Raw genomic sequence first — 11,878 nt, forward strand, 5'->3', positions numbered from 1 at the left:
GCGAGCGCCAAATCATCGGCGTGGATCAACGGCCCCTCGGTGAAGCCCAGGGCCGCCTCGATGGCGTCGGACTTCAGGCCGCGAATGGTCTCGGCGTCGGCGGCGTCGTAGCGGGACAGGCCGCGCCCGATCTCGGCGCCGGTCTCGTCGCGGACAATGACCGCGTCGCCCTTCTCGAACCGGCCCTCGACGGCCTTGACCCCGGCCGCCAGCAGGCTCTTGCCGGTGGCGAGCGCCCGGGCGGCGCCGGCGTCGATGATCAGGGCGCCATTGGGCGCGAGAGACCCGGCGATCCAGGCCTTGTAGGCGGCCTTGGCGGTGAGCGCCGGCTCGATGACCGTGGCCCGCTCCCCATGCTCGACGGCGTAGAGCGGCGAGGGTCGACGCCCCAGGGTGATGACCGTGGCGCAGCCGGCGGCCTGGGCCATGCGGGCGGCGGCGATCTTGGTGGCCATGCCGCCCGTGCCGACCCCGGCCCGGGCGTTCGCGCCCCCGGCCATGGCCTCGATCTCGGCGTCGAGCCGGGTCACGCGTGGAATGTGCCGGGCGTCGGGATTGTCGCGCGGATCGGCGGTGTAGAGCCCGTCGATGTCGGAGAGCAGCACCAGGACGTCGGCGCCGATCATCTGGGCGACCCGCGCGGCCAGCCGATCATTGTCGCCGTAGCGAATCTCCTCGGTGACCACGGTGTCGTTCTCGTTGACGACGGGCACGACGCCCAGGGTCAGCAGGGTCTCCACCGTGGCCCGGGCATTCAGCCAGCGGCGGCGGACCTCGGTGTCGTCGCGGGTCAACAGCACCTGGGCGGCGGCGAAGCCGTGGGGCTCCAGGGCTTCTTCCCAGGCCCGCATCAGGGCCGATTGGCCGGCGGCGGCGGCGGCCTGCTTTTCCGGCAGGGTCAGGGCGCGCTTGCCGAGTCCCAGCCGCTTGCGGCCCAGGGCCACGGCGCCGGAGGAGACCACCAGCACCTGCTGGCCGCGATGGCGCACGCGGGCCAGATCGGAGGCGAAGGCCGCCAGCCAGTGGGCGTCGGGCGCCCCGTCCTCGCCGACCAGCAGGGCCGAGCCCACCTTGACGACGATACGCCTGGCCGTGGCCAGGCCCGTGCCGGCGACGTCGCCTGTCACGGCTTCCAGTCCTCGATCTCCTCGCCGCCGCGGGCCTTGGCGGCGGCGGCGGCCTTGCGCTGCCGCACCAGGGCATAGGCCTCGCGCAGGATGTCGACCACGCCCTGGCCAGAGACGCCGGAGACCAGCCGGACCTTCGTCCCCGAGGCCTCCTCCAGCGCCTGGCGCTGGAAGTCGATCATGTCGGGGGACAGGGCGTCGATCTTGTTCAGCGCCAGGATCTCGGTCTTGTCGCCGAGCTCCTCGCCATAGGCCTCAAGCTCGTGGCGCACGGTGCGCCAGGCCTCGGCCACATCATCCTGGGTGCCGTCGACCAGGTGGATCAGCACGGCGGTGCGCTCCACGTGGCCCAGGAAGCGGGTGCCGAGCCCCGCGCCCTCCGAGGCGCCCTCGATCAGGCCGGGAATGTCGGCGATGACGAAGCGCTCATTGGGCGACAGATCGACCACGCCGAGATTGGGGGCCAGCGTCGTGAACGGATAGTCGGCGATCTTCGGCTTGGCGGCGCTGGCGGCGGCCAGGAAGGTCGACTTGCCGGCATTGGGCAGTCCGGCCAGGCCGACATCGGCGATCAACTTCAGACGCAGCCAGATCCACCGCTCCTCGCCCTCCTGGCCCGGATTGGCGTGGTAGGGCGCCTGGTTGGCCGGGCCCTTGAAGCGGTCATTGCCCCAACCGCCATTACCGCCCTTGCACAGCAGGTAGCGCTGGCCGGCGGTGTCCATGTCGATGATCAGGGTTTCCTTGTCCTCCTCCAGCACCTGGGTGCCGACGGGGACTTTCAGCACCGCGTCGGCGCCGGCCGCGCCATGGCGGTTGCGGCCCATGCCGTGGGTGCCGGTATCAGCCTTGAAGTGCTGGTGGTAGCGGAAGTCGATCAGGGTGTTGAGGCCGTCGACGGCCTCGATCCAGACGTCGCCGCCATTGCCGCCGTCACCGCCGTCCGGGCCGCCGTACTCGATGTACTTCTCGCGCCGGAACGAGACCGCGCCGCCGCCGCCGTTCCCGGAGCGGACATAGATCTTGCACTGGTCGAGAAACTTCATGAGGGCCTTTTGAACCAAGGAGAGCCGCCCGTCGAGCCATGCGGCCCGACGGGCGGGGGGGTGGGGGTCAGGCGAGCCAGACCATGGTCCGGCAGGGCGCCGGTTCCGGACGGGCCGGGGAGGGGGTCAGGGTCACTTCCCCCGTGTAGAGGAAGCCCGCCTTGCACAGCACCTCGCCGGAGGCCGGGTTGTCGGTGAAGTGGCGCGCGATGATCGCCCGCTTCCTCCAGTCCTTGGCGGCCCAGACCAGGGCGCCGCGCGCCGCCTCGGTGGCGAAGCCGTGGCCCCAATAGGGTCGGCCCAGCCAGTAGCCCAGCTCCGGGCGGCCCAGGGCGTCGAACTTGAAACCGGCCACCCCGACCATGCCCTCGGCCGGATGCTCGATGACGAAGTCACAGCCGGGCTTGTCGTCCTGGGCGGCCAGGAAGGCCTCGGCGTCGCTGAGGCCATAGGGCCAGGGCATGGACGACATCATCCGCGCCACGTCGTGATCATTGGCCAGTTCGGCGATTCGCTTGGCGTCACTGAGCCTGGGCCGGCGCAGGACCAGACGCTCCGTCGTGACGACGGGTTGGATTTCGATGGCGCACATCTCTACCTCCCGGACCGAGAGCGTTTCCCGAAAAGTGTGGTGCGCTTTTCGGATTCAGAAACGCTCTAGGTCTTTGAATAGAGCCCTTTTTGATCCGATCTGGCTTGCCAGATCGGAAAGGGCTCTGGGTCAGAAAACAAAAGCGGGGAGCCCGGCGTCCGGACTCCCCGCTTGGGAATTCTGTCCGGTACCGCCTGACTTTTCGTCGAAGCGGAACCGGATCGGGTGGGTTCCGCCTTAGCTGGCGTTCTCGCTCGCGGCCACGACGTTCACATAGGTGCGGTCGTTGCGCTTGGTGATGAACTTCACTGCGCCATGGGCCATGGCGAAGAGGGTGTGGTCCTTGCCGATCCCGACGTTCACGCCCGGATAGAACTTGGTGCCGCGCTGGCGCACGATGATGTTGCCGGCGGCGACGGCTTCGCCCCCGAACTTCTTCACGCCGAGACGACGGCCGGCCGAGTCGCGACCGTTACGCGAGGAGCCGCCTGATTTCTTGTGAGCCATAGTGGCCTCCTAAACTGGTCTGGTCGGTTGCTTATTCGGCGCCGGCTTGCGGGGCTTCAGCCTTCGGAGCGGCGGCCTTCTTCGGCGCCGCCTTCTTGGCCGGAGCGGCTTCCACGACCGGGGCGGCCGCGGCGGCCTTGAGGGCCCGGGCGGACTGACGCTGCGGCGTCTGGGCCGGACCGTCTTCCAGCTTCAGGTTCCGCGAGCGGGCGTTGAGCACGGCCTTGGTGGTGAGGGACACGGTCCCTTCCCACTTGTCGGTCTTGCCCGCGCCTTCGACCGAGGTCACGCGCAGAACGGTCTCGAACTGGCGGTGGCCCTGGGTCCGGCGGTAGCCTTGGCGACGGATCTTCTTGAAGATCTTCACCTTCTCACCGCGGCGGGTTTCGATCAGCGTCGCGCTGACCTTGGCCCCGTCCACCATGGGGGCGCCGACCGTCACGGCCTCGCCATCACCCAGCATGAGGACTTCGCCGAAGGCGACATCCGCACCCGGTTCGCCATCGAGCTTTTCAACAACAAGCACATCACCGGCTTGGACCCGGTACTGCTTGCCGCCGGTCTTGATCACCGCGTACATCGTTCGCGCCTTGAAATAGCAAAAAAGATTGCGCCCGCGAGAAGGCCCGCGGGCGAGAGGCGCGGACTTATACAGAGAGCCCGGTTTGAGTCAACGCGATTGGCGGGCGACGGGCGGGGTTCTTCCGCCGCGCGCCTAGTCGCCGCGTACGGCTTCCGATCCGCGCAGGCTGGCGACCGTGCGCCGCTCGGCCTGCCAGTTGCCGACCACGGCGCGGGAGACCGCCTGCATGAACTCCAGACGGGCCGGAACCGGCTTGTGGGTCTTGGGCATCATCACCGCCACCGCATAGGTGCGGCCGTCGGGGGCGGTCAGCAGGCCGACATCGTTGATGCCGTATGTCGCGCCGCGCCAGTCCTGGCCGGTGCCGGTCTTGTGCGCGATCTTCCAGCCCGACGGCAGGCCGCCGGCCAGACGGCGCGGGCCGGTGCGCGCCTTGGCCATGGCGCCCAGGATCACGTCGGTGGAGCCGGGCGACAGCAGTTCGCCGCGCTTCAGGGCGGAGAGCGCCTGGACGATGCCGACCGGGCTCGCGCCGTCATAGGGGGCGTCCAGATAGGCCTGCATGGCCTTGTCGCGGACCTCTCGCGGCAGGCGGCCACGGGCCTCCTCGAAGGCGCCATAGGGGCGGAACTGGGGGGTCCAGGTCATGCCGGCTATATGGGCCTGGAGGTGCTTTTCGTCCTCGGCCAGGCTGACGCCCTCGATATCCTTGCGCTGCAGCACCTCGTGCACGGCGACGGGGCCGCCAACCATGCCCATCAGCTTGTCGTTGGCGGCGTTGTCGGAGGTGATCAGCGCCTTGTTCAGCAGTTCATCGACCGTGGTCTGATAGCCGTCCTTGTCGATCCGATAAGTGATCGGCTGGAAGAAGACACTGCGGTCATCGTCGGTCAGCAGCACGCCCTGGTCCAGGCGCATGCGGCCCTGGTCGACGGCGTCCATGGCGGTGATCGCCACCCAGAGCTTGGAGACGCTCTGCTGGGGGAAGGCCTGCTGGCCGTCGACCGAGGCGACCCAGCCTTCGGTGACGTCGGAGACGGCGATGCCCACCGGCTCGTCATAACTTGCAGCGAGTTCGGAGAGTTCCCGCTGCAGGGCGGCCGGGGCCGGCGCGCTGGGCGGCCGATGGCGCGGGGTGCGGATGGTCACGGCGGCTGTGACCAGCTTGGTCGGGACCGCGTGGGTGGCGCTCAGCGGATGGCGGCCGGGAACGGCGGCGGGGGCGGTGGCGTTCCAGCCAATGCCGGCTCCGACCAGGATGACAGCCAGGGCCGTCAGCGGCGCGCGACGTTCCACAGTGAAGGCGCCGGCGCGCACGGCGGCGACCCCCAGCGAGCCCGGAACGTCGGCGAGGAAATGCTGGGTTCCGGCGCCGACCCGGCGCACGGCCTTGTCGGTGGCGACGCAGGCCAGGAACAGACCATCGGCGGCCGTCCAGAAAACGGCCCCTAGGGCCCGGAGCGCCGCGTCGCGCAGCGGCGTGGCGCTGACGACCGAGAACTCAAAAGCGCGATCCGATACGCGATCCATCACCATTTTCACGCCTGATCCGCGCGCCGCCGTCAAGCGGTCCTGGGGTCGCGGAGTTCTATGGTGACGTGACTAAGTCCTAAAAGACCGTTCAAACGCGCGTGATAGGCGCCTGCCGGCGTCGATTTGTCCGTCTGCAGCACCACGACCGCGGCGTGATGTCCTGGGCCCAGGCGCCACAGGTGCAGGTCGAGGACCCGGGTGTCGGCGTCCTGCAGCCGGCCGCGAATCTCCTCGGTCAGCTCGGCGGAGGGGTTCATGTCGAGCAGCACGGCGCCCGCCCGGGTGATCAGCCGCCAGGCGAAGTGGCCGACCAGGCCGGCGCCGGCCAGGGCCGCGAGAGGATCGGCCCAGGTCCAGCCGAGATAGGAGCCCGCCGCCAGCCCGCCGATGGTCAGGGCCGAGACCACGGCGTCGGCCGACAGGTGCAGGTGGGCGGCCGACAGGTTCAGGTCGCCGTCATGATCATGGGCGTGAACCGCCTGGGGCTTCAGCAGGGCCACGCAGACCAGGTTGATCACCAGGCCGACCCCCGCCAGCAGGATCGCGCCGCGATAGGCCACCGGCTCCGGCGTGATCAGCCGCTGCACGCTTTCGGCGGCGATCAGCAGGGCTGTGACCCCCAGCACCACGGCGTTGGCGAAGCCGGCCACATAGCCGATCTTGCCGGTGCCGAAGGCGAAGCGCTGATCCTTGGCATAGGCGCGCGCCACCCCATAGGCGGCCGCAGCCACCACCATGGCGGCGACATGGGCGCCCATGTGCAGGCCTCCCGCCACCAGCGCCATGGAGTGGAACACCAGGCCGCCGATCATCTGGACCAGCAGCGAAACCAGGCAGACCCCGGCCACGATCCAAGTGCGGCGCTCATTGCGCGCATGATCGGCGCCCAGATAGACGCGGTCGCCCCGAAAGGCGTCGATCGGAGGTTCGATGTCGAGGGGTGCGGTCACGGTGATCTCGGACTCCGCCGTTCGGCGTGGGCGTGTTATTCTATAACACTCCGCGGGGGTCAAGCGGTTCCGGTCGCGAGACGCTGCGGTCCCTGTTCCCTAGAGCGATCCGAATGACTAGATACGCCCCATGACCGACAAGACACCCGTCACCGTGCTCACCGGCTATCTCGGCGCCGGCAAGACCACCCTGCTCAACCGCATCCTCAGCGAGGACCACGGCAAGCGCTACGCCGTCATCGTCAACGAGTTCGGCGAGGTCGGCATCGACAACGAGCTGATCGTCGGCGCCGACGAGGAAGTGTTCGAGATGAACAACGGCTGCGTCTGCTGCACGGTGCGCGGCGACCTGATCCGGGTGCTCTCGGGCCTGATGAAGCGGAAGGGCGGCTTCGACGCTATCATCGTCGAGACCACCGGCCTGGCCGATCCCGGCCCCGTGGCCCAGACCTTCTTCGTGGATGACGACGTCCGCGCCAAGACCCGGCTGGACAGCGTCACCACCGTGGTCGACGCCATGCACCTGCCGCTGCGCCTGTCGGATTCCAAGGAGGCCGTCGAGCAGGTGGCCTTCGCCGACCAGATCGTGCTCAACAAGACCGACCTCGTCACCGAGGCCCAGTTGCGCGATGTCGAGGCCCGCATCCGCCGGCTGAACCCGCTGGCCCCGATCCACCGCGCGGTGCGCTCGAACGTCCCGCTGGAGCTGATCCTGGGCCGCGGCGGCTTCGATCTGGACCGCATCACTGAACTGCAGCCGGAATTCCTCAACCCCGGCCATGGGGAGCCGGGCCATGTCCATGACGAAGACTGCGACCACGATCACCACGGGCACGACCATGATCACCACGGCCATGATCATGGTCACGATCATCATGCTCATGACCATGTGGCCGACGCGGGCATCCGGGGGATCTCGCTGACCTTCGACAAGCCGCTGAACGGCAATCGGGTCACCGCCTGGCTGAACGACATCCTCCAGGCCCAGGGCCCGGACATCTTGCGGGCCAAGGGCATTCTCGACGTGGCCGGCGAGGACCGCCGCCTGGTGTTCCAGGCCGTGCACATGATTCTTGAGGGCGACTTCCAGCGCGACTGGAAGGATGGCGAGCATCGCTTCAGCCGCATGGTGTTCATCGGCCGCAACCTCGACGAAGCCGCCCTGAAGGCCGGCTTCGAGGCTTGCGCGGCCTAGTCAGCGTGGAATTCAGAGGTCCTCGTTGATCAACGCGACCTGGAAATAACCCGACGCCTGGAGGGTGTTCATCACCTCCATGAACCGGCCGTATCTGACCGTGCGCTCGGCCTGAAGATAGACGCGCTCCCGAGTGGGATCGGGCTTGTTCAACGCCCGCGCCAGGTCCGCCGGCAGGGTGGCGATCGAGGTCGACTGATCGCCGATGAAGAGCGCGCCCTGCTGGATGTGGATCACCGTCGGTTCTTCGACTTTCTGGTCCTTGGGCGGTTCGTGGGCGGGAGGCAGGTCGAGTTTCACGAAGGTGGTCGCCGGCGGGACCGCGACCATGAAGATGATCAACAAGACCAGCATCACGTCCACGAAGGGGGTGACATTGATCTCGCTGTTCTGGCCCAGGTCGAACTTGCCGCCGCGCCCGCCGCCCAGTTTCGCACCCATCTGATCCTCCTCGACCGCGAATGAAATTACATCCATAATTCGCAGGCAGGCTGGATCACAAAATTACGTATGTAAATGCAAATTGCGGTTCAGGCAGCAAAAAGCCCGCCCGGATCGCTCCAGGCGGGCTTTTCGATGTCTGGTGCGAAGGCCTTAGAGGTCTTCGTTGATCAGGGCGACCTGGAAGTAGCCGTTGCCTTGCAGCGTGTTCATGACGGTCATGAAGTCGCCGTAGCGGACCGTCCGCTCAGCGCGGATGTAGACGCGCTCTTGAGTCGGGTCCGGCTTGTTCAGCTTGCGGGCCAGGTCCGCCGGCAGGGTGGCGACCGAGGTCGCCGCTTCGCCGATGAAGATGCCGCCGCCGCCCTGGATATTGATGACGGTCGGCTCTTCGATCTTCGCGCCCGGCGGCGGCGGGATCGCCGGCGGCAGGTCAAGCTTGATCGAAACCGTGGCGGCCGGGATGGACACCATGAAGATGATAAGGAGCACCAGCATCACGTCCACGAAGGGCGTGACGTTGATCTCGCTGTTTTGGCCGAGGTCGAACTTGCCGCCGCCTCCGCCGCCCAGCTTCGCACCCATATGCAATTCCTTCCCTTGGGGGGCACAATCGCGCGCCCGCCGTCGGAGACACCCATCGCCAATCAATTCGCGAATGTAAAGCCCCAACCGCGCCGCCCGGGCGCCCGGATGTCCGGCCTGCCCCCGGAACTCTCCCGAGGCGCGAAATCGAAGGCGCCGACGGCCTCTCGCCAAGACCCTTGTTCGCCGTCTATGGGGTTCATCATGAGTTTCGCCTTCGACGCCTATGTCACCGCCGCCCTCTTCGACCGTTCCGGCCAGGCCCTGTTCGCCCTGGGCGACGGCACGGTCCGCCTGGAGGACGGCTCAAGCCACCCCGCCCATGGCGGGGCCGTGCTCTGCGCCTGCCCGCACCCGTCGGGCCAAGGGATTCTGACCGGGGGCGATGACGGTCGCCTGGTCTGGACCACGGCCGAAGGCTGCCAGGAGCTGGCCCTGGTCAAGGGCCGCTGGATCGAGGCGGTGGCCGCCAACCCCGAGTCGAAGCTCTATGCCTTCGGGGCCGGCAAGGAGCTGATCGTTCGCGATGCAGCCGACGCCGCCTTCTCGCGCAGCTTCACCCACGAGCGCAGCGTCGCCGACCTGGCCTTCGATCCGAAGGGGCGGCGAATCGCCACGGCGACCTATGGCGGGGCCTGGCTCTGGTACGCCCGCATCGCCGAGCAGAAGCCGGTGATCCTGAAATGGGCCGGCAGCCACGTGGCCCTGGCCTGGAGCCCGGACGGCAAGTTCCTGATGTCGGCCATGCAGGAGAACCAGCTGCATGGCTGGCGGGTCGCCGACGACAAGAACCTGAAGATGGGCGGCTATCCGGCCAAGGTGAAGAGCCTGGCCTTCCTGGCCAAGGGCCAGATGCTGGCCACCTCCGGCGCCAATGGCGCGGTGGTCTGGCCCTTCGCCGGCGCCACCGGCCCCCTGGGCAAACAGGCCGCCGAGATCGGCTTCGACCAGTCGACCATGGTCGCCCGGGTCGCCGCCGCCGTGAACGGCCAGAAGGTGGCCGGCGGGCTGGAGGACGGCCGGGTCTGGGTCTGCGACCTGGCCACCCAGAAGATCGACATGCTCAAGGCCGACAAGGGCCCGCCGATCACCGCGCTCGCCATGAGCCCCGACGCCAAACGTCTCGCCTGGGGCGACGAGGACGGCGGGGCCGGGGTGGCGGAAATCTAGGCTTCAAACCCCTTCATCTCCGCCCAGACCTCGAACGGATCGCGGGCGGAGCGCAGGGTGTTGATCGGCGCGGTCTCGTCGCGCCAGCCCAGCGCCATGCCGGAAAACAGCATGTGGTCGTCGGGCAGGTTCAGGGTCTCGGCTACGGTCTTCGGATAGCGGGCCCAATATTCCTGGGCGCAGGTGTCCAGGCCCCGCTCGGTGGCCAGCAGCATGACCGTCTGCATGTACATGCCTACGTCCGACCATTGCGGCGGGCCGAGCTTGCGGTCGAGGCAGAAGAACAGGCCCACGGGGGCGCCGAACAGCTCGCCGTTCCTGGCCAGCTGGCGCAGGCGGGCGGGCTTGTCCTCGCGCGGAATCGGGATGGTGGCGTAGAGATCCTCGCCGTTCTGGAACCGCCGCGCGCGGAAGGGGTCCCACAGCTCGGGGGGATAGACGTTGTATTCCGGCTCCTCGCCGAACGGGTTGGCGGCGACGCGGGCCTTGAGCTCCGCCAGGGCCGCGCCGGCCAGGGCGTAGACCCGCCAGGGCTGGAGATTGCCGCCGGAGGGCGCGCGGTCGGCCCGCTCCAGAATCTCACGCACCACGGCGGCGGGCGGGGTGTCCGGCTTGAAGGCCCGGATGGACACCCTTCGTTCAACCGCTTCGCTTACGTTCATGGCTCATCCCTTCGCGCTAGAGCGCGTCAGGGCTAAGTGGAATCCGGTTAGCCCGTCCGACGCGCTCTAAATATTTGAATTAGAGCCTTTCTACTCGGTTCAGATGATTCCATCTGAACCGAGTAGAAAGGCTCTAGGGCCCGCTTGACCGGGCAGGGGGCATCGGTAGCACTGGGACTCCGGGTCAAGGCAAGGCCAGAAGACTTGGACAAGGCCAGAAGCATAGGGCGAGGCGAGAGACATTGAACGAACCCGGCCCGCCTAGGGACCCCCATCGCGCGCTTGGCTCGCCAGACGGCCTGCGGCTGACCAGCCATGAGACCGGCTCCGGCTGGGGACCTGACGCGCCGGACCTGGGCGATCTGTCGCTCAGCCCGACGCCGCCGACCGAGGCGTCTGGCGGCGCGGACGCCCCGGCCATTGAGATCCAGCCCGACAGCGGCCCCCGTCGCCCCGGGCTCGGCGGCCGGGTCGGCCGCGCGGCCCTGCTGCTGTTCGTGATCTTCGGCCTGGTGGGGCCGGTCCTGACCGTGGCGGTCTATCGCGTGGTTCCGCCGCCGATCACCTGGCTGATGGTCCAGCGCCTGTTCGAGGGCCAGGGCTTCCATCGCAAATGGGTGCCGCTGAACGCCATCTCGCCCACGCTCTCGCGCTCGGTGATCGCCGCCGAAGACGCCAAGTTCTGCGAGCATCACGGCTTCGATTTCAGCGCCATGGAAAAGGCCATGGCCCACAATGAGCGTTCCAAGCGCATCCGCGGCGGCTCGACCATCAGCCAGCAGACCGCCAAGAACGTCTTCCTCTGGCCAGGCCGCTCCTATGTCCGCAAGGGGCTGGAGGCCTATTTCACGGTGCTGATCGAGACCCTGTGGGGCAAGCAGCGGATCATGGAAGTCTATCTCAACAGCGTCGAATGGGGCCCGGGCGTCTATGGCGCCGAGGCTGCGGCGCAGAAGAACTTCGGGATCGGCGCTGACCACCTGACCTCCGCCCAGGCCGCCCGCCTGGCCGCCATCCTGCCCAGCCCCCTGAAATGGCGCGCTGCTGCGCCGGGCCCCTATGTGCAGCGCCGTTCCGGCCGGATCACCAAGGCCGCCGGCGTCGTTCGCCGTGATGGCGGCGCCGAGTGCGTGATGTAGCGGACTCCCTCGCCCCGTTTCGGGGAGAGGGTTGGGGTGAGGGGTCCTGCGGCCTCTAAGCCCCGCCAAGCCGTCGAAAGATGCGCCGCTGCGCGGCGCGCCCCTCACCCGACCTCTCCCCGCAAGCGGGGCGAGGAGGGCGCCACTCTTGTCATTTCCCATGCTTTCGATCAGGTTCGCCCCATGGTCGCCCTGCGAACCCAGATGAAGTCCGCCGCCCAGCCGACGCGCCTCGCGTCCGGCGGCCGAGGTCTGCGCGTCTTCGGATAAGCGCGGAGCCGGGCCCTTGCGCCTCGCGGTCTCCGCCGAGCCGGAGACGTAAAGCCCCAAGCCCGACCTCTCAGACCT

At 68.2% G+C, this 11,878-nt stretch carries 13 protein-coding genes; 3 read left to right on the forward strand and 10 right to left on the reverse strand.

Translation table 11 applies throughout. From position 1 onward, the window contains the following. The 7 genes from proB to dmeF all read right to left on the reverse strand — a co-directional run. Window positions 1-1,100, reverse strand: a 1,100-nt coding sequence (gene proB, locus Q7P21_RS15180; protein WP_304177737.1) for a glutamate 5-kinase, incomplete at its 3' end; no start/stop codon positions are given. A gap of 23 nt (window positions 1,101-1,123) precedes the next feature. Further along, on the reverse strand, window positions 1,124-2,173 hold the full coding sequence (obgE, locus tag Q7P21_RS15185) for a GTPase ObgE (protein WP_304171030.1): 1,050 nt from the start codon (window positions 2,171-2,173) through the stop codon (window positions 1,124-1,126). Window positions 2,174-2,240: 67 nt separating this feature from the next. After that, window positions 2,241-2,765, reverse strand: a complete 525-nt coding sequence (locus Q7P21_RS15190) for a GNAT family N-acetyltransferase (RefSeq protein ID WP_304171032.1) — start codon at window positions 2,763-2,765, stop codon at window positions 2,241-2,243. A 237-nt stretch (window positions 2,766-3,002) separates the two neighbouring features. Then, the gene (rpmA, locus tag Q7P21_RS15195; protein WP_304171034.1) at window positions 3,003-3,272 is read right to left on the reverse strand and encodes a 50S ribosomal protein L27; all 270 of its coding nucleotides are present in this window, start codon (window positions 3,270-3,272) and stop codon (window positions 3,003-3,005) included. Window positions 3,273-3,303: 31 nt separating this feature from the next. After that, window positions 3,304-3,852 (reverse strand): 50S ribosomal protein L21, encoded by a 549-nt coding sequence (gene rplU, locus Q7P21_RS15200; RefSeq protein WP_304171036.1) that lies wholly within the window; start codon window positions 3,850-3,852, stop codon window positions 3,304-3,306. A 135-nt stretch (window positions 3,853-3,987) separates the two neighbouring features. Continuing rightward, complete coding sequence (locus tag Q7P21_RS15205) at window positions 3,988-5,385, reverse strand: serine hydrolase (protein WP_304171038.1); 1,398 nt, start codon at window positions 5,383-5,385, stop codon at window positions 3,988-3,990. Between the two features lie 32 nt (window positions 5,386-5,417). Continuing rightward, window positions 5,418-6,338, reverse strand: a complete 921-nt coding sequence (gene dmeF / locus Q7P21_RS15210; RefSeq protein WP_304171040.1) for a CDF family Co(II)/Ni(II) efflux transporter DmeF — start codon at window positions 6,336-6,338, stop codon at window positions 5,418-5,420. Between the two features lie 130 nt (window positions 6,339-6,468). On the opposite strand from dmeF, the gene Q7P21_RS15215 reads away from it, so the two are divergent. Beyond that, window positions 6,469-7,533, forward strand: a complete 1,065-nt coding sequence (locus tag Q7P21_RS15215) for a GTP-binding protein (RefSeq protein ID WP_304177733.1) — start codon at window positions 6,469-6,471, stop codon at window positions 7,531-7,533. Between the two features lie 12 nt (window positions 7,534-7,545). On the opposite strand, the gene Q7P21_RS15220 is transcribed toward Q7P21_RS15215, so the two are convergent. Together Q7P21_RS15220 and Q7P21_RS15225 are read right to left on the reverse strand one after the other, a co-directional pair. Beyond that, window positions 7,546-7,974: a biopolymer transporter ExbD gene (locus tag Q7P21_RS15220; RefSeq protein WP_304177735.1), complete on the reverse strand. Its 429-nt coding sequence runs from the start codon at window positions 7,972-7,974 to the stop codon at window positions 7,546-7,548. A gap of 153 nt (window positions 7,975-8,127) precedes the next feature. After that, complete coding sequence (locus Q7P21_RS15225) at window positions 8,128-8,559, reverse strand: biopolymer transporter ExbD (RefSeq protein WP_304170338.1); 432 nt, start codon at window positions 8,557-8,559, stop codon at window positions 8,128-8,130. 204 nt (window positions 8,560-8,763) lie between these two features. Between Q7P21_RS15225 and Q7P21_RS15230 the strand changes: the two genes are divergently transcribed. After that, window positions 8,764-9,729, forward strand: a complete 966-nt coding sequence (locus tag Q7P21_RS15230) for a WD40 repeat domain-containing protein (RefSeq protein WP_304170336.1) — start codon at window positions 8,764-8,766, stop codon at window positions 9,727-9,729. Here the strand turns inward: Q7P21_RS15230 and Q7P21_RS15235 are convergent. Continuing rightward, entirely contained in the window at window positions 9,726-10,391 is a 666-nt protein-coding gene (locus Q7P21_RS15235) for a nitroreductase (RefSeq protein ID WP_304170335.1), read from the reverse strand. The two genes, Q7P21_RS15230 and Q7P21_RS15235, sit on opposite strands and share 4 nt — an antisense overlap. 485 nt (window positions 10,392-10,876) lie before the next feature. Here Q7P21_RS15235 and mtgA point away from each other — a divergent pair, with 485 nt between their 5' ends. Beyond that, complete coding sequence (gene mtgA / locus Q7P21_RS15240; protein WP_304170337.1) at window positions 10,877-11,530, forward strand: monofunctional biosynthetic peptidoglycan transglycosylase; 654 nt, start codon at window positions 10,877-10,879, stop codon at window positions 11,528-11,530. Window positions 11,531-11,878 lie beyond the last annotated feature (348 nt).

This window comes from Phenylobacterium aquaticum (assembly GCF_947378715.1).
GTDB lineage: Bacteria > Pseudomonadota > Alphaproteobacteria > Caulobacterales > Caulobacteraceae > Phenylobacterium > Phenylobacterium aquaticum_A.

Coding starts and splice junctions, on each gene's coding strand:
- obgE (WP_304171030.1), bottom strand. CDS start 2,173: ATGAAGTTTCTCGACCAGTGCAAGATCTATGTCCGCTCCGGGAACGGC.
- Q7P21_RS15190 (WP_304171032.1), bottom strand. CDS start 2,765: ATGTGCGCCATCGAAATCCAACCCGTCGTCACGACGGAGCGTCTGGTC.
- rpmA (WP_304171034.1), bottom strand. CDS start 3,272: ATGGCTCACAAGAAATCAGGCGGCTCCTCGCGTAACGGTCGCGACTCG.
- rplU (WP_304171036.1), bottom strand. CDS start 3,852: ATGTACGCGGTGATCAAGACCGGCGGCAAGCAGTACCGGGTCCAAGCC.
- Q7P21_RS15205 (WP_304171038.1), bottom strand. CDS start 5,385: ATGGATCGCGTATCGGATCGCGCTTTTGAGTTCTCGGTCGTCAGCGCC.
- Q7P21_RS15215 (WP_304177733.1), top strand. CDS start 6,469: ATGACCGACAAGACACCCGTCACCGTGCTCACCGGCTATCTCGGCGCC.
- Q7P21_RS15220 (WP_304177735.1), bottom strand. CDS start 7,974: ATGGGTGCGAAACTGGGCGGCGGGCGCGGCGGCAAGTTCGACCTGGGC.
- Q7P21_RS15225 (WP_304170338.1), bottom strand. CDS start 8,559: ATGGGTGCGAAGCTGGGCGGCGGAGGCGGCGGCAAGTTCGACCTCGGC.
- Q7P21_RS15230 (WP_304170336.1), top strand. CDS start 8,764: ATGAGTTTCGCCTTCGACGCCTATGTCACCGCCGCCCTCTTCGACCGT.
- Q7P21_RS15235 (WP_304170335.1), bottom strand. CDS start 10,391: ATGAACGTAAGCGAAGCGGTTGAACGAAGGGTGTCCATCCGGGCCTTC.